The 16,170-nt window shown below is 31.8% G+C and carries 17 protein-coding genes; 9 read left to right on the forward strand and 8 right to left on the reverse strand.

From position 1 onward, the window contains the following. Positions 1-8: 8 nt before the first annotated feature. Entirely contained in the window at positions 9-1,373 is a 1,365-nt protein-coding gene (gene hemN / locus Q0842_RS08575) for an oxygen-independent coproporphyrinogen III oxidase (RefSeq protein WP_298496881.1), read from the reverse strand. Positions 1,374-1,495: 122 nt separating this feature from the next. Between hemN and Q0842_RS08580 the strand changes: the two genes are divergently transcribed. Genes Q0842_RS08580 through Q0842_RS08595 form a run of 4 tightly spaced genes read left to right on the forward strand, consistent with a single transcriptional unit; the run spans position 1,496 to position 3,996 of the window. Then, positions 1,496-2,065: a superoxide dismutase family protein gene (locus Q0842_RS08580; RefSeq protein ID WP_298496884.1), complete on the forward strand. Its 570-nt coding sequence runs from the start codon at positions 1,496-1,498 to the stop codon at positions 2,063-2,065. A gap of 38 nt (positions 2,066-2,103) precedes the next feature. Continuing rightward, on the forward strand, positions 2,104-2,634 hold the full coding sequence (locus Q0842_RS08585) for an RNA polymerase sigma factor (RefSeq protein WP_298496886.1): 531 nt from the start codon (positions 2,104-2,106) through the stop codon (positions 2,632-2,634). Between the two features lie 3 nt (positions 2,635-2,637). After that, the gene (locus Q0842_RS08590; protein ID WP_298496888.1) at positions 2,638-3,435 is read left to right on the forward strand and encodes an anti-sigma factor; all 798 of its coding nucleotides are present in this window, start codon (positions 2,638-2,640) and stop codon (positions 3,433-3,435) included. A gap of 27 nt (positions 3,436-3,462) precedes the next feature. After that, complete coding sequence (locus Q0842_RS08595) at positions 3,463-3,996, forward strand: CIA30 family protein (RefSeq protein WP_298496891.1); 534 nt, start codon at positions 3,463-3,465, stop codon at positions 3,994-3,996. Here the strand turns inward: Q0842_RS08595 and Q0842_RS08600 are convergent, their stop codons facing one another. Further along, positions 3,997-5,355, reverse strand: a complete 1,359-nt coding sequence (locus Q0842_RS08600) for a pyridoxal-phosphate dependent enzyme (protein WP_298496894.1) — start codon at positions 5,353-5,355, stop codon at positions 3,997-3,999. Between the two features lie 200 nt (positions 5,356-5,555). Continuing rightward, entirely contained in the window at positions 5,556-6,791 is a 1,236-nt protein-coding gene (locus tag Q0842_RS08605) for an FtsX-like permease family protein (protein WP_298496896.1), read from the reverse strand. Between the two features lie 9 nt (positions 6,792-6,800). On the opposite strand from Q0842_RS08605, the gene Q0842_RS08610 reads away from it, so the two are divergent. Together Q0842_RS08610 and Q0842_RS08615 are read left to right on the forward strand one after the other, a co-directional pair. Further along, the gene (locus Q0842_RS08610) at positions 6,801-8,054 is read left to right on the forward strand and encodes a DUF1343 domain-containing protein (RefSeq protein WP_298497061.1); all 1,254 of its coding nucleotides are present in this window, start codon (positions 6,801-6,803) and stop codon (positions 8,052-8,054) included. Continuing rightward, positions 8,051-9,115, forward strand: a complete 1,065-nt coding sequence (locus Q0842_RS08615; RefSeq protein ID WP_298496899.1) for a serine hydrolase — start codon at positions 8,051-8,053, stop codon at positions 9,113-9,115. The genes Q0842_RS08610 and Q0842_RS08615 overlap by 4 nt, the downstream gene beginning before the upstream one ends. A 111-nt stretch (positions 9,116-9,226) precedes the next feature. Here Q0842_RS08615 and Q0842_RS08620 read toward each other — a convergent pair whose 3' ends face one another. From Q0842_RS08620 to Q0842_RS08630, 3 genes are all read right to left on the reverse strand, one after another. Then, the gene (locus tag Q0842_RS08620; protein WP_298496902.1) at positions 9,227-10,519 is read right to left on the reverse strand and encodes a cell surface protein; all 1,293 of its coding nucleotides are present in this window, start codon (positions 10,517-10,519) and stop codon (positions 9,227-9,229) included. 84 nt (positions 10,520-10,603) lie between these two features. Further along, positions 10,604-11,158 carry a DUF4331 family protein gene (locus Q0842_RS08625; RefSeq protein ID WP_298496903.1) on the reverse strand — a complete coding sequence of 185 codons (555 nt, stop codon included), beginning with the start codon at positions 11,156-11,158 and terminating at the stop codon, positions 10,604-10,606. 26 nt (positions 11,159-11,184) lie between these two features. Beyond that, on the reverse strand, positions 11,185-11,835 hold the full coding sequence (locus Q0842_RS08630) for a DUF4331 family protein (RefSeq protein WP_298496906.1): 651 nt from the start codon (positions 11,833-11,835) through the stop codon (positions 11,185-11,187). A gap of 150 nt (positions 11,836-11,985) precedes the next feature. Here Q0842_RS08630 and Q0842_RS08635 point away from each other — a divergent pair, with 150 nt between their 5' ends. The 3 genes from Q0842_RS08635 (at position 11,986) to Q0842_RS08645 (ending at position 14,780) form a co-directional block, all read left to right on the forward strand. Further along, positions 11,986-13,158, forward strand: a complete 1,173-nt coding sequence (locus Q0842_RS08635; RefSeq protein ID WP_298496908.1) for an LETM1-related biofilm-associated protein — start codon at positions 11,986-11,988, stop codon at positions 13,156-13,158. 60 nt (positions 13,159-13,218) lie between these two features. Next, positions 13,219-14,211, forward strand: a complete 993-nt coding sequence (gene lpxD / locus Q0842_RS08640; RefSeq protein ID WP_298496911.1) for a UDP-3-O-(3-hydroxymyristoyl)glucosamine N-acyltransferase — start codon at positions 13,219-13,221, stop codon at positions 14,209-14,211. 89 nt (positions 14,212-14,300) lie between these two features. Further along, positions 14,301-14,780, forward strand: coding sequence for a GNAT family N-acetyltransferase (locus tag Q0842_RS08645; RefSeq protein WP_298496914.1), 480 nt, complete (start codon positions 14,301-14,303; stop codon positions 14,778-14,780). Positions 14,781-14,930: 150 nt separating this feature from the next. On the opposite strand, the gene Q0842_RS08650 is transcribed toward Q0842_RS08645, so the two are convergent. Together Q0842_RS08650 and Q0842_RS08655 are read right to left on the reverse strand one after the other, a co-directional pair. After that, positions 14,931-15,686: a LytTR family DNA-binding domain-containing protein gene (locus tag Q0842_RS08650; RefSeq protein ID WP_298496916.1), complete on the reverse strand. Its 756-nt coding sequence runs from the start codon at positions 15,684-15,686 to the stop codon at positions 14,931-14,933. 146 nt (positions 15,687-15,832) lie between these two features. Further along, positions 15,833-16,162: a 2TM domain-containing protein gene (locus tag Q0842_RS08655; protein ID WP_298496919.1), complete on the reverse strand. Its 330-nt coding sequence runs from the start codon at positions 16,160-16,162 to the stop codon at positions 15,833-15,835. Positions 16,163-16,170 lie beyond the last annotated feature (8 nt).

The following is a 16,170-nucleotide window of genomic DNA, read 5'->3' on the forward strand; positions in this document are numbered from 1 at the left end:
TTTTTTAGTTAAACAGTCATAGAAAACAATTGTGTATCTGGTTGTTTTCTTTGTAATAACACATCAAATGCCATACATACATTTCTAACAAATGGCCGACCCTTTAAGGTTACCTCAATTTTATTATTGCTAATTTTAAGTAACTCATCTTTTTCCATTTCTTTTAATTGAATCAATGCTTCTGGCAACTCATTAAAATATAAGCTATCTTTTGTCCAAGTTGTTTCAAATTTACACATTAAATTCAAAATATGTTTACGGATAATTAAATCTTCTTCATTTAAAATATGCCCTCTATAAACAGGTATTACATTATCGTTAAGCAGTTTATAATAGCTATCAATATCTTTTACATTTTGAGAAAAACCATACCAACTATCACTAATAGAAGAAACTCCTAAACCAATCATAGCTTGTGTTTTAGAAGCTGTATAGCCCATAAAATTTCTATGTAAATCGCCATTCTCCATAGATTTATAAAGTGAATCTGTTGATAATGCAAAATGATCCATCCCTATTTCCTCATAACCAACTTGAGCTAATAAATCTTTACCTAATTCGTACTGACTTCTTTTTAACTTAGCAGATGGCAAATCGCTATCGTTAAATCCACGTTGTCCGTTTCCTTTTATCCATGGCACATGTGCATAACTATAAAAGGCCAATCTATCAGGCAACAACTCCTTTGTTTTTAAAATAGTTTCTTCAACATGTTTTAAAGTTTGAAATGGCAATCCGAAAATAATATCATGTCCAACAGAAGTATATCCAATTTCTCTAGCTAGCTCTGTTGCTTTTTTAACATTTTCAAATGGTTGAATTCTATGAATGGCTTTTTGAACCGTTTCATTATAATCTTGCACACCATAACTTACCCGTCTAAAACCAACATCAAACAGCGCTTGTAAATGCTCTCGAGTTGTATTATTTGGGTGTCCTTCAAAACTAAACTCATAGCCTATGGCTAATTCTGAAGTTTCTAAAATTTTAAGTATTAAGTGTTTTAAATTATCTGGACTAAAAAATGTTGGTGTACCGCCACCTAAATGCAATTCTTTAATAACTGGTTTCTCATCAAACAGTTCTAAATACAACTGCCACTCTTTTAAAACTGCATTTATGTATGGTGATTCCACACTATGCTGTTTAGTAATTCTCTTATTACATCCACAAAATGTACATAAGCTTTCGCAAAATGGCAAATGGATATATAAACTAACACCTTCTTTTAAATTGCTTTCATTAACTGATTGAATCAATGAAGTCTTCCAGTTTTTTAAGGAAAAAGTTTCATTATTCCAATAAGGAACAGTTGGATAACTCGTATAACGAGGACCAGCAATATTATATTTACTGACTAAAGATTCTAACATACCTGACTAATATACATCAAAATTATAGTTATAGATTAGATTAAAATATGATTTATGTCATACCAACTCTTGCAAATCAGTTATTAATCCCTTAACTTTCGAGTAAATAAAATTTAAAAAAAATGAAAAAACTAAGCGTTATACTATTCGCCCTAATTATAAGTTTAGCATCTTGTAAAAAAGAAAAAAAAGAAATAAAAACTGTTGAAACTGAAGTAACAAAAACTGCAGTTGTTGCACCAAAAAAAATAAAAATTGCTCTATCTGCAAAAAGTGGAAGTGATGTTAGTGGGAATGTTGTATTTAAAGAAGTAGATGGTCAAGTTAGCATGACTGCTATTATTAGCGGATTAACGCCCGGACAACATGCTATTCATATACATAACTCTTCTGATTGTTCTTCTCCAGATGGAAAATCTGCTGGTGGCCATTGGAATCCTACAGCACAACCACATGGTAAATGGGGAGCAGAATCGGGTTATCACAAAGGAGATATTGGTAATTTTACTGCAGATGAGAATGGTAATGGAACTATTTCTTTTACTACTAACGAATGGTGTATTGGTTGTGGTGATGAAACTAAAGATATTATTGGAAAAGGTATTATTGTTCATGCCGGAGAAGATGATTTAACATCGCAACCCTCTGGAGCTGCTGGTGCTCGTGTTAGTTGTGCTGGAATTATTCAATAAAAAATCCATTTAATTAAAATCTTTTTTAAATCCTTTGAATGGATATAGACCTTCTTGTAGAAAAATTTAAGCAGAAAGACGAAAAGGCTTTTGAAAAACTATACAATATGTATTGCGATAGCATGCATGGTGTGATTTACAATATTGTTAGAGACCATGATATTGCTGAAGAGGTTATGCAAGATGTTTTTATTAAAGCATGGCACAAAGCAGATAGTTATTCCTCAAAAAAAGGACGCTTTTTTACATGGATTTTAAATATTTCTAGAAATGCCGCTATTGATAAAACGCGCTCTAAAGCGTTTAAAAACTCAAAACAAAACCTCAACTCTGATTTTTTCGTAGATATAATTGAAAGCAATGAACGTTTAGACAATACAACGGATGCTATTGGTATAAAAAAGTTTGTTGGTAAACTTGCTGAAAAATGCAAACAAGTTATTGAACTTCTATACTTTAAAGGCTACACACAAAGTGAAGCATCTGAAGCTCTAGATATGCCAATTGGCACAATAAAAACAAGAAACAGAAATTGTATTCAAGAACTTAGAAATATGGTATTGAATTAACGAATGGATATAAAAGCATACATAGAATCTGGAATTTTAGAGCTATACGTAGCTGGCACACTTTCTGAAAAAGAAAATGAAGAGGTGTATGCACTTATGCAAAAACATCCTGAAATATTACAAGAAGTTTTAGAGATTGAAGCAGCTATTGTTAAGTTAACTGCGTCAACTTCTCAAAGAGATAACAACCATATTTTACAACGCATAAAACAATCATTAGGGCTTAATGATGACGATGCTAAAGTTATTTCGATAGCTAAACCTAAATACAACTGGATTACTTATACAGGTTGGGCAGCTTCTATTCTTTTGGGTGTTGGTTTATTATGGACCGTTAATCAAAACAAACAATTACAATCTTATATTCAAGTTGCAGAAACTCAGCAGTCTTTATTAGAAACACAAATTGAAAACTCTAAAAATAGTTTAGAGGAAGCTAACACTTTAATAAGTGTTTTACGTGACGATAACATTACCAAAATACCTCTAGCAGGTCAAGGAAATTTTGCTGATACTTATGCTAAAGTATATTGGGATAAAAATTCGAATCGTATTTTTTTAGATGCACAAGGATTACCTGACCCTCCAGAGGGTAAAGTTTATCAAGTATGGTCTTTAACATTAAGTCCGCTTACTCCAACCAGTTTAGGAACTATTGATAGTTTTACTACTGATACTAATAAAATCTTCGAAATAGAAAACGCTAATGAGAGTGAAGCGTTTGGTATTACTCTAGAACCAGCAGGTGGAAGTGAATCTCCAACTATGGAGCAATTGTATACTTTGGGTGTGGTGAGTTAAACAACAGTTCTGGATTAGTTTTATTTTATGTTAAAACACAATATTATATTCCTTTTATTTATAGTAACCCAAATACCTATGATGCTATTCGATTTTAATTCTAAAAGTGATATTTCCAATTGGAGTACAGTTGATGATGTGGTTATGGGCGGACGCTCTAACGGAAGTTTTAAAATTAATGATGCTGGAAATGGTTTATTCTTCGGTAAAGTTTCTTTGGAAAACAATGGTGGATTTTCGATGGTGCAATACCATTTTGAAACGAAAAATGTTACTAATTTTTCTAAAGTTTACATAAGATTAAAAGGAGATGGGAAACCATATCAGTTTAGAGTAAAAACCAATACTTCTGATAGACACTCGTATGTTGCACCTTTTAATACTTCTGGCGATTGGGAGATTATCGAAATTTCTTTTGAAACCTTATCGCCTGCTTTTAGAGGTAGAAAACTAGATATCCCAAATTACGAAGGTAATCAAATGGAGATGCTTGCTTTTTTAATTGGTAATAAAAAGGCGGAATCTTTTAGCCTTGAAATTGATTCTATAGTTTTAAAATAACTAAAGTGCGCTAATAATATCGTACTTGGTAATGATTTGATAATTACCATCGTCCAGCTTAACCATTACGGCATTATTTTCTTTATTAAATAATTTGGAGACAGCCTCAATAGGTGTATTTTTATCTACTATTGGGAATGGTTTATGCATCACATCTTTAATAGGTAAATTTGAAATGTCTTTATTTTCGATGTACTTTCTTAACAAATTTGCTTCATCAATAGCACCAACAAAACCCGTTGAATCTTCAACTGGAATTTGAGATATTTTATGAGCTTTCATACGTTCTATAGCATGAGACACCAATTCTTCTGTTTTAACAGTAACTAATGGTTTTTCTGAATGGTTTGATACTAAATCTGCAGCCGAGGTTATTTCATCTTCAATAAAACCACGCTCTCGCATCCATTCATCATTAAACATTTTACCAACGTATCTGCTTCCATGATCGTGAAAAAGCACGACCACCACATCGTCTTTTGTAAAATGTTCTTTTAACTGAAGCAGTCCCTTTATAGCTGCCCCGGCAGAATTACCAAGAAACATACCTTCTTGTTTGGCTAATTTTTGTGTATAAATAGCAGCATCTTTATCGGTTACTTTTGTAAAACCATCAATAACACCAAAATCTACATTTTTTGGTAAAATGTCTTCACCAATACCTTCGGTGATATATGGATATATTTCGTTTTCATCAAACACGCCTGTTTCATGATATTTTTTAAATACAGACCCATAAGTATCAACGCCCCATATTTTTACATTTGGATTTTTTTCTTTCAAGTATTTACCTACTCCCGAAATAGTTCCGCCAGTACCTACACCTACAACAAAATGTGTTACTTTACCATCGGTTTGTTTCCAAATTTCTGGCCCTGTACTTTCATAATGTGCTAAACTATTACTAGGATTATCGTATTGGTTTACATACCATGAATTTGGGGTTTCTTCTGCAAGTCGTTTAGATGTAGAATAATAGGATTTTGGATCTTCTGGCTCTACATTTGTTGGGCAAACAACCACTTTACTACCAACAGCACGAAGAATATCCATTTTTTCTTTGCTCTGTTTATCACTTATTACACAAATCATTTTATAACCTTTAACAATGGCTGCTAGGGCTAAGCCCATACCTGTATTTCCGGACGTTCCTTCAATAATGGTCCCTCCTGGTTTTAAGCTACCATTGGCCTCGGCGTCTTCTATCATTTTTACGGCCATCCTATCTTTTGTAGAATTTCCTGGATTAAAAGTTTCGTATTTTGATAATACTAAACACGGCAAGTCTTTAGTTAAAACATTAAGTTTTACCATTGGTGTATTGCCTATTGTTTCTAGTATATTTTTTGCGTAATCCATAATGAATATATTATTTCAAAAGTACTAAAAAGCATATTGATAAATGTTAAATGTTAGTTATTTTGCGTGTTAAGGATTGTATTAAAAAGCCCATAAAGATGCACAAACTAGGACCTGTAATGAAACATTTATGTTCATTAATTCAAATTTAAAAATAGAAAAGCGTGAATAAAAGTCTACTCCTTGTGGTATTGCCTTTTTTAATTAAAACGAATAGCTTTAACTGGCGATATTTTTGTAATAATGTAAGAAGGTACAAGTAACATGAGTAAACAAAGTAATAATACACCAATATTTAGGGCTAGAATGTATCCAAAATTGATATAAACAGGTGCTTCTGTTACGTAATACACGCTTGGGTCTAGTGGAAATAGTTTGAAATATTTTTGTGCAAACAAAAGCCCTAAACCTAAAATATTTCCCCATAGTAAACCCAATAAAATAAGGTATGAGGCATTGTAAAGAAATATTTTTCGGATGCTCCAGTTACTACTGCCTAGAGTTTTTAAAACACCAATCATTTGTGTGCGTTCTAAAATTAAAACGAGTAAAGCAGTTATCATATTAAAACCAGCAATTAAAACCATAATACCAATAATTCCATAGGTGTTTTTATCAAAAATTTTAATCCACTCGAATATTGAATAATAACGATCTGTAATGGTTTGAGAGTCTAGTAATGATGATATGTTTTTGTGTATTTCTGCCCCTTTTTCTTCTAAATCATTATAATCGTTTATAAAAATTTCAAAATTTCCAATTTGATCTTTTTCCCATCTGTTAATACGCTGTAAGTGACGAATATCTCCAATTAGATATTGCGCATCTAAATCTTGAAATCCCGAATTAAATATACCTGAAATATTATATGTAATGATATTGGGTAATTTCTCGGGATCGTCTTTTGCAAAGAACATTTGAAACTTATCGCCCACTTTAAAATGTAAACGGTTGGCAAGGTATTTTGAAATTAACACGTTTTCATTACGTTTTTGGGTGTAATCTGGTAATTTGCCCTCTACGAGAAACTGTTTAAAATAGTCCCAATTATAATCTGCTCCAACACCTTTTAAATTAACGCCTTCAAAATCGGTTTCGGTACGTATAACACCAAATTTAGAAGCTACACCTTGCACATGTTTTATACCTTTAACGGTTTTAAATTCTGGATAAAAATCTTGATTTATCGATATTGGATTTAAACTCTCTTGTGAGTTATTACTATCATAATTTGAAATTGTAACATGTCCATTAAAGGCTACTACTTTATCTCTAATTTTTTGTTGCAAACCAATACTTATGGCAACTGTAACCATCATAACTACCATACCAATAGCAATTGCAGCGATTCCAATTTTTATTATTGGTGCCGATATGCTACTTTTATACGCTTTACTACTAATAATGCGTTTTGCTATAAAAAACTCGTAATTCAAATGTTACTTATGCGGTTTAATGTTTTCAAAAATACAGTTTTATTATTTGTTTTAATCATGATTTCTTGCGGAAGTAAGTCGAAGTCTGAAGCTTTAAGCTCGGAACTAAAACCAGATGAATTAAAAACCACCCCAACACAAGTTCATGAAGACAAAAATATTATAATTGGAGCCAATAGAACTAATATGTATTTGCCTTTATTGAAAGGAAAACGTATTGGTGTAGTGGCTAACCAAACAAGTGTTATTTTTAAAAAAGATAAAAGTTATACTCACCTTATAGATTCGCTACTTGCTTTAAAAGTAAATATTACAAAAGTTTTTTCTCCAGAACATGGCTTTCGAGGTAAAGCTGATGCAGGTGAACTAGTTAAAGATGGTATTGATACAAAAACTAATTTACCGATATTTTCTCTTCATGGGAGCAGTAAAAAACCATCTAACACACAGTTAGATAATTTAGATATTATAATTTTCGATATTCAAGATGTTGGCGTTAGGTTTTACACTTACATTTCTACATTACATTATATTATGGAAGCTTGTGCAGAACAAGACATACCTGTTTTAATACTAGACAGACCTAACCCTAACGGACATTATATTGATGGACCTACTTTAGAGATTAAAAACAAAAGCTTTTTAGGTATGCACCCCATACCTTTGGTACATGGTATGACCATTGGCGAATATGCTAAAATGATTAATGGCGAAAAATGGTTAAAAAATGATGTAACATGTAATATTATCATTATTCCTTTAAAAAATTACACCCATAAAACCCCTTATAGCTTAGCTATTAGACCCTCGCCTAATTTACCAAACGATAAATCCATAAAACTATACCCAAGTCTTGGTCTTTTTGAAGGCACCAACGTAAATGCTGGTCGCGGAACAGAATTTCAATTTCAAAGATATGGCGCTCCGTTCTTAGATAAGAAATTTTATAAATTCAACTATACACCTGTAGCTAATTTTGGCGCCAAATACCCAAAGCACAAAAATGTTGTTTGTTACGGTAAAGACTTAACAAATGAAGTGTTAAATGATAATATGACCATTAAATGGATAATTGAAGCTTATCAAAACTCGACTGATAAAACCTTATTTTTTAATACTGATAATTTTACAAAACACGCAGGAACCAGTAAATTACAGCAGCAAATAGAAGCTGGTTTAACTGAAGAAGCAATTAAATTAACTTGGAAAAAAGGGTTGGAAGATTTTAAAAAAACTAGAAAAAAATATTTAATATATCCGTGAAAAACATTTTAGCTATTATAATCCTTTTTTTTACTACTGTTGGTTTTTGCCAAAAAACAGAGCATCTTAAAGACCCTAGAATTAAAACAGCAAAAAAAAAAGCTAAAAAATTTTTACGACAGCAAGGTATTCCGGGTATGTCTATTTCTGTGTCTGATAATGGGGAATTAATATGGTCTGAAGGTTTTGGTTATTCTAAAAGAAAACCTAAAACAAAAGTTGACCCAAGTAAAACACTTTTTAGAATTGCTAGTATTTCAAAATCCATTACCGCATTAACACTCGCCAAATTGGTTGACAAAAAGTTAATTGATTTAGATGAAAGTGTATATACCTATCTTCCCGATTACCCCAAAAAACAATTTGATTTTACTGTTAAAGAGTTAGGCGGGCACCTTGCTGGCATTAGGCATTATAAGGGTAATGAGTTTACAATAAACAAAAAGATGTCTATTACAGAAGGGATTGGCTTGTTTAAAAATGACACGCTTTTATTTGAACCGTCATCGCAATTTTCTTATAATACTTTTGGCTATGTTTTACTTAGTGAAATTATGCAAAAAGCTGCTAAAAAAGATTTTAACACATTGGTTAAAGAATCTATTTTTAAACCTTTAGGAATGACCAACACCATGTTAGAGGATTCTGAAATAAACTTACCAAACAAAACGAATTTCTATCGAAAAAAACGTATACTTTCAACCTCTGTAGCCAATGAATATAAAGTTGCTGGCGGCGGTTTTTTATCAACCTCTGAAGATTTAATTAAGTTTGGAGAAGAAATTATTTCACCCAAAACAGTTACAAAAAATGCATTAGCCAATATGGTTACTTCGCAAAAATTAAAGTCAGGAAAAATAACGGGCTATGGTATTGGTTTCTCCGTTGAACACACAAAAAACAACACGTATAAATATTACCATACAGGTGGTGGTGTTGGGGCTTCTACTATACTTTTAATTTATCCTAAAGAAGAAATTGTAATTTCCGTTTTAACAAATAAATCTGGTGTTAGTATGGAAGCCTTTGGGAAAGCACTTGAAACTATTTTTGTTGATTAAAAAAGAAAGTGCTTAATCACATTTCTGCAATCAAACACTTTCAACCTAACAAAAAAACCTTAAAATCAACACGTCAATAAGGTTTTCTCTAAAAACTAATCAAACCAACTTTTATATATTATTAATTTCATGTTCCATAAGCGGACCAAGTTCAAAAGTACTTTCAAGCAATTCTTCTTTTAAGCGTTTTGCTTTTTCTAACTCACCATTAGTTTTGTATATTTTAGCTAAGTGAAATAACACATCAGGCTCAGAGGTTTTCCCAAACACGTGCTCTTCAGCTACCTTTAAAGCTTCTTTAATATCACCATGATTATAGTGTGTCCAAGCCAGTAAGTCATACGACTGTGGTGTTGGTCTATTCGTTATTTCAATATGAGCAATTTTTAATGCTTCAGAGGTTTCTTTTTTATTTTCGGCAAGTAAAATGGCATTGTGTGTATTATACATATCTCCATAAGAAGGATTTTTAACGGCTTCCACGTAGCGTGCTAATTGATTTTCTTTTAACTCAATATCGCCTTTAAATTCTGCAATTTCTGCTTTTAATAAATGGTAATCTGGTGCATTAAATGTTTTAGTAATTTCGTTTAAAATACGTAGTGCTTCGTCTGGATTTTTTTCATAGGAATATACAATCCAAGCAATTCCTTTTTTTGCATAAGCATCAGTTGGATCTAATTCCAAAGCTTTTAAATAATGCTCATATGAGTCTTTTATTCTTCCTGCATGACCATAATAATCAGCTAAATTTGTATACACCCATTGTTTTATTGAAGGTACATTTGATGATTCTGCAATCCCTTTTGCTTGTTCCATATATTTTATGGCAGCGTCTAAATTTCCACGATGATCAGACCATTTTGATAATCGTATTAAATAATCAAAATCTGAATCTTTTTGAATCTTTTTTAAATATGATTTTGCCTTTTCAAAATTTCCAAGTTCTAAATGCACATCAAAAAGCATTTTTTCTGTACCCTTTAAACCTTCACCATTAATTTCAGATTTTTTCAATAATTCTAAAGCTTCCTTAAATCTGTGTTGAGAAATATAATTTCTTGCTAAAGCTTTTAAATACCCTGCATTATTATAATTAGTAGCTTTATTTGCTTTTATTAAGTATTTCTCTGCCTTAATTAAAGCCTCAATATCTCCAGTTTTATTAAAAATTTGAGATTGAGACGCTGCAGCTTTAGCTAAATATGGAAATTGATTTGGTTCTTTTTCTAGCTTTTTTTCCCAGAATTTAAAATCCTCTTTTGCTAATTGCAACATCTCGTTCTCTAATGTTTCTAAATAAACAGTATACTCTTCTGTGTTTGTTATTTGTTTTGGTTCATTATTACAACTTACTATGAGTAGTAATAAAAAAATAAATACTATTTGATTAATGGTTTTCATTTTCGTGTGGGTTTTTATGTTTTCGTTTAGGTTATAAAACTCTGAAGTGATAATTAATTAATCACTTCAGAGGTGATTTTATATTTAGTGAGGTGATGCTAAATAAGGAAATGAGGTAAAAAAAGCTTTATCATTAGCATCAACATTATCATTTGATAATCCTGGGTTTTCGGTAAAATCTTCACCACCAAAGATTAATAATAACTCAACCGTAATAACATCATCAGCTAATGCTCTACCAGAAAGTGTGTTTGCCGCAACACCATCAAAAAAAGTAGTTGTTCCATCAAGCGACACGTTTAAAACATCTGTAGCTAAAAGTCCTGTAAATGCTGCTACATCTTGTCCAAGCGCATTCATTCCACCGTTAGCATAAGCTGGACTTAAGGCTAATAAATTAGTCTCAAACTTACTTTGAAAAGCCGCATTTTGTGCAGATGGTATAGTTACATTAAAAGCATCTTTATCTGCGCTAGCATTAAATACAGTATTTACAGCTGGTCTACCCATTTGATCTTCTTGAGTATAAGTTCCAGAAAAATCTATTGTGGTTGTTTTTATATTATCATCGTCATTTGAGCAATTGAATACCATTAACGAAACGGTTAACACTAAGGTTAATATTTTTATATTTTTCATCTTATTAAATTTTAGAGGTTTTGTTATTATTTTCTTTTAGATTCTACCCAAGTATTAATTTTTCCCGAGCCACCAATCATAGATTTTGGTACTTCTACAACAATAGACATCACATTACTTCCTGCAAAAGTATCAGCACCAGGCATATTAAAACTTGTGGCATTTCCAGCTATAATTTCAGAGTATTGTGCAAAATCCATAAAGAATGGATCGTCTCTTGGTCCAGCAAAAAAGCTCATTCCTCCATTAGTTGAAATGTTTGCAGCATCACCATAAGCAGTAATATCTACAATACCACCTGCTGTGGCGTTAGTTTGAATGTTACTATTTAAACCCGTTTGCGATGGCGTTACAGGACCAAAGAAATACATTTTACCATTTCTTGGAATAGCTTGAATTACTAAGTCTTCAACGTTATCTTGATCTGTATCAATATTAAATTCTACTAATACATTTTCATTAAATGTTGCTGCTCCTGTATTTGCAGGACTTAACAATCCTTGAAGGTTTGCTACAAAAACTAGATTATCTGTGTTTTCCCCTTGAAAGGCATAAAAGTCAGTAATATCACTATTACCTCCTGCTACTTCTGGCGCATCAATATGATCTGCCGCTACAATGAAGTAACTAGCTATCGCTACCACTCCAAGTCCTAATACTCTTTTTAAATTTTTCATAATTTTGAGATTTTTGTTATTGTTAATTTCACTCTCTGCCATACCTACGCAAAAAAGAAAAGAGTGGTTTTGTTAAAATTATGTTAAAGAAAAAATAATACAGATATTCATCGAAAAGTTTACTTTTACAATCTATTTGATAATTGAACTATGAACCCATCATCTGCAGGTTGGATTAAGAAGTTACTTAAGGAGATTGAAAGCAATAATCGTTTCTTAGAGTACTCTGAGGAATCGTTTTATGATGCTTTAAGAACTTGTGGATTTATTTATGGTAGTAACTTAGATGTAGTTAGTCAAGTCGTTCTCAAAAAAGATTTTACAGAGGAAGAACTTTGCAAAATCAATTTATGTTTGGGTTTACATTATGCATACGCAAACTCAAAGTCTAATACTCCTTTTATTGAAAGTGTTATTGGTTTTTATTCGGATATTGATGAAATTAAAACCTCTTTTTTTAGAGATTTATTAGGTGGTAAAAAATCTCACGAACAACTTGAAAAAATAATCTATAAACGTATTCAAATAGACGCTAATGTACTCACCAAGAATTTTAATTATTTTATAATCAACGCCCTTTTATTTGTTGATGTCTTAGCATATAAGAAGTATTTAGAAAAGGAATCCATTTCTAAAGACTACTTAAGAAATATTGAAGCATCTATTACATCTATTTGTTTGGATGTTTTAAACGCTAAAGAAACTATAAATCAGTACGACGAGAGTTTAATAAAGCTGTTTGAATCGTCTTTGCGATATCAAGAAGACACCCATTTAGGGTATAAAAAAGCTATAAAAAATATTACTACAGATTTAGAGAAGTACTACATTCTTGATTTAGCTTGTATGGCTACTTGGAGTGATCAAACCATAGATATTGAAGAACAACACTTTCTAGAAAAATTGGGTAATGATTTAAACTTAAGCATATCAAAAACTCAGCAGTCTATAAAAGCTGTTAATCATTTTTACACAGTTAATAAAAATAATATTGCGCTATTAAGCTCTAAAAATATTGTACAAAGTTTTTATAACAACTCTAGTAAAATGGTAAACAAATTGATTACCAGAAATAGTAAACGGTTGTACCAAGAATTACAAGACAGTAAAGAGCTTATGGTTTTACTTACTCAATCTACCATTAGAGACTTGAATAAAGACGAACAAAAAAAAGTACAAGAGCAGCTTCTTGATATTTTTAAATCCATACCAAGTCTAGCTATATTTTTGCTTCCGGGTGGTGCCTTGTTACTGCCGTTAGTTGTTAAATTTATTCCAAAATTATTACCATCGGCCTTTGATGAAAATAGAATAGAAGATTAAAAATTATATATTTCTTTTTTTTTCTAGTAGTTTTACAAATACAGAAACTAAATAAACTACATGATATCATATACTATACAACAAATTAACGACCTAATTAAAGGTGAATTAATTGGTAATACTACACAACAAATAGAAGGCCCAGAACAACTACAAAACGCTAAAGAAAACCATATTACCTTTATAGGAAGTAGCAAATACTTAAAATATTGGGCAGACTCTAAAGCTTGTGCTGTATTAGTAAATGATAATTTAACGCTTGAGCCTGGAGATAATCGTGCGATTATAAAAGTTAAAAATGCTGATTTGGCAATGGCTAAAGTTTTAGAATTATTTAATCCGCCTGCACCAGAGTTTGAAAAAAATATCCATCCAACTGCTGTTATACATGAAACTGCTAAAATTGGTGATGGTTGTAAAATAGGTGCCAATTGTTATGTTGGAAAAGATGTAATTTTAGGCAACGGCGTTACTCTTTATCCAAATGCTTGTGTTTTTGATGAAACCATAATAGGCGATAATACCATTGTATGGTCTGGAACAGTAATTAGAGAACGTTGTATTATTGGTAGCCATTGTATTTTTCATACCAATGTTAGTATTGGTGCCGATGGTTTTGGATATCGCCCTAGTGACGATGGTAGAGGACTCACCAAAATACCTCAAATTGGTAATGTAATAATTGGACATCATGTTGAAATTGGCGCCAACTCTTGTGTTGATAGAGCAAAATTTAGTAGTACCATTATTGGAGATGGTTGCAAAATAGATAATCTTGTACAAATTGCCCATAATAGTGTTATGGGTCGCTCTTGCATTATGGCAGGACATAGTGGTCTTGCAGGCTCGGTAACTTTAGGCGATGGTGTAATTATTGGCGGCTCTGCCTCTATAAAAGACCACACAACCATTCATTCTGGCGCAACTGTTGGAGCGGGATCTGGAGTTGTTGGAGATGTTAAGGCTGGAGCAACCGTTTTAGGATACCCTGCTCAAGACTCGAGAGATATGCTTAAACAATGGGTAATGATGCGCCGATTGGCTAAGAAGTAATATTTAGCTACTTGAGAGTTTGTAAAAAATTTAAATAGCTTCGTTAAACTTCTGATATAAAACATTATGACGTTTCATATCTGCCTTAGTTGGCATTAATTAAAAAAACTGAATTGGAAATTAGAGAAACCCATAAAAATGATTTTACTGTTTCAACAGACAAGAAGAAATTAAATGTTGACAGCATTCACAAATTCCTTTCAAATGAAACTGATTGGGCTAACGGAATTCCAATTAATACTTTGAAAACATCAATTGAAAACTCTTTGAATTTTGGACTTTATTACAAGAACGAACAAATTGGGTTTGCTAAAGTAATTTCTGACTATTCTACTATTGCATATTTAGGAGATGTATATATCTTAGAAGAATATAGAGGAAATGGATTAAGTAAATGGCTGATTAATGAAATAATGGAACATCCAAACCTTCAAGGGTTGAGGCGTTGGATTTTATTGACTGATACAGCTGAATGGCTTTATAAAAAATTCGGATTTACGGAATTACCTAAACCTGAATTTTATATGGAAAAGCATAATCCAAATGTTTATAACGGAATAAAAAACTAATGCAACAACGTGAAAAATTAATTGTTAGTTTTGGCTAGTTTACGAAAGTCCTCGCGGACTTTCTATCTGTGTTTTATTTACTAACTTTAGTGTATAAAACACGCAACAAACCTTACACACAAACGTTAAACAAAACACACCAAAAAACTACTACTCCAACCAGCCTTTAAAATCCTTAACACGCTCTCGAGCAACAATAACATCTTGCTCGTTATAAGAGTTTAGTTTTATTTGCAAACGCGAGTTGGTATAACTTACCATATCTTTTATAGCGTTAATATTTACAAAGAATTTTCGGTTAATACGAAAAAAGGTTTGTGGTTCTAGCTCGTTTTCTAAATGTTCTAGCGAGCTATCTATAAGATAGTTTCTACCCTCGGTTGTATGTAAGTATGTGCCTTTGTTTTCACTATAAAAACACTCTATTTCGTCTATATTAATAAGTTTTAGGTGTTGCCCTACTTTTACCGAGAAACGTTTTTTATATTCACGATCTATGGGGTTTACCAATAGTTTTTTAATATCATTAAAGTCTAATGTTACAGCTTGTTTTTGAGGCGCACGCTCTTGATATTTTTTTACCGCAACACATAAATCGTCGTCATCAATAGGTTTTAGTAAATAGTCAATACTATTAAGCTTAAAGGCTTGAAGCGCATATTCGTCATAGGCTGTTGTAAAAATAATGGCCGACTTGACATCGATGGTCTCAAATATCTCAAATGATAAGCCATCGCTTAACTGTATGTCTAAAAATATGAGGTCTGGATGCTCGTTATTTTGAAACCATTCAATAGATTCTTCTACAGAATGTAACATGGTTTCTGCCATTAAATCTAAACTTTGCAACATACGTTGCAGGCGTCTTGCTGATGGTTTTTCGTCTTCTATGATGATTACTTTCATGGTTGTTAGATTGTTTAATATTATACTAAAATATAGTTGGAAATGCGATAGAAATTGAAGCAGTATCCTTTTTCTGATTAATTTAAACCTTTAAACTTTTTTAAAAGTAACATACAAAAAAGATACAGCGTAAAGCCCTTATTATTTTAATTCCATTTGGTTTTATCGCTATCCATGAATTCTTTAATTTTTCTTTCTTCCCAGTTTTTATTAAAAAGAAGGTTTTTGCCAAACACACCAATAGCGTGAAAGCCCAAACCAATACCCCAAAAAAGTGCGGTAGAATAAGTGCCAAAATGAAATAAATCACCACCATTTGATACAATGACAGTCACAATAAAAATATTTACGGCAACATACCAGAAGGCATGCCAATAAAAGCCCTTTAACTCTTTTACTCTTTTTTTTGCACGTAAATACGCTTGTTCTTTTTGGTGTTCTTTATCTTGGTAAGGTTCTATTTTATTCGTTTCCATAATATTAA

Source organism: uncultured Algibacter sp., from assembly GCF_947495675.1.
GTDB lineage: Bacteria > Bacteroidota > Bacteroidia > Flavobacteriales > Flavobacteriaceae > Algibacter_B.

Coding starts and splice junctions, on each gene's coding strand:
- hemN (WP_298496881.1), bottom strand. CDS start 1,373: ATGTTAGAATCTTTAGTCAGTAAATATAATATTGCTGGTCCTCGTTAT.
- Q0842_RS08580 (WP_298496884.1), top strand. CDS start 1,496: ATGAAAAAACTAAGCGTTATACTATTCGCCCTAATTATAAGTTTAGCA.
- Q0842_RS08585 (WP_298496886.1), top strand. CDS start 2,104: ATGGATATAGACCTTCTTGTAGAAAAATTTAAGCAGAAAGACGAAAAG.
- Q0842_RS08590 (WP_298496888.1), top strand. CDS start 2,638: ATGGATATAAAAGCATACATAGAATCTGGAATTTTAGAGCTATACGTA.
- Q0842_RS08595 (WP_298496891.1), top strand. CDS start 3,463: ATGTTAAAACACAATATTATATTCCTTTTATTTATAGTAACCCAAATA.
- Q0842_RS08600 (WP_298496894.1), bottom strand. CDS start 5,355: ATGGATTACGCAAAAAATATACTAGAAACAATAGGCAATACACCAATG.
- Q0842_RS08610 (WP_298497061.1), top strand. CDS start 6,801: ATGCGGTTTAATGTTTTCAAAAATACAGTTTTATTATTTGTTTTAATC.
- Q0842_RS08620 (WP_298496902.1), bottom strand. CDS start 10,519: ATGAAAACCATTAATCAAATAGTATTTATTTTTTTATTACTACTCATA.
- Q0842_RS08625 (WP_298496903.1), bottom strand. CDS start 11,158: ATGAAAAATATAAAAATATTAACCTTAGTGTTAACCGTTTCGTTAATG.
- Q0842_RS08630 (WP_298496906.1), bottom strand. CDS start 11,835: ATGAAAAATTTAAAAAGAGTATTAGGACTTGGAGTGGTAGCGATAGCT.
- Q0842_RS08635 (WP_298496908.1), top strand. CDS start 11,986: ATGAACCCATCATCTGCAGGTTGGATTAAGAAGTTACTTAAGGAGATT.
- lpxD (WP_298496911.1), top strand. CDS start 13,219: ATGATATCATATACTATACAACAAATTAACGACCTAATTAAAGGTGAA.
- Q0842_RS08650 (WP_298496916.1), bottom strand. CDS start 15,686: ATGAAAGTAATCATCATAGAAGACGAAAAACCATCAGCAAGACGCCTG.
- Q0842_RS08655 (WP_298496919.1), bottom strand. CDS start 16,162: ATGGAAACGAATAAAATAGAACCTTACCAAGATAAAGAACACCAAAAA.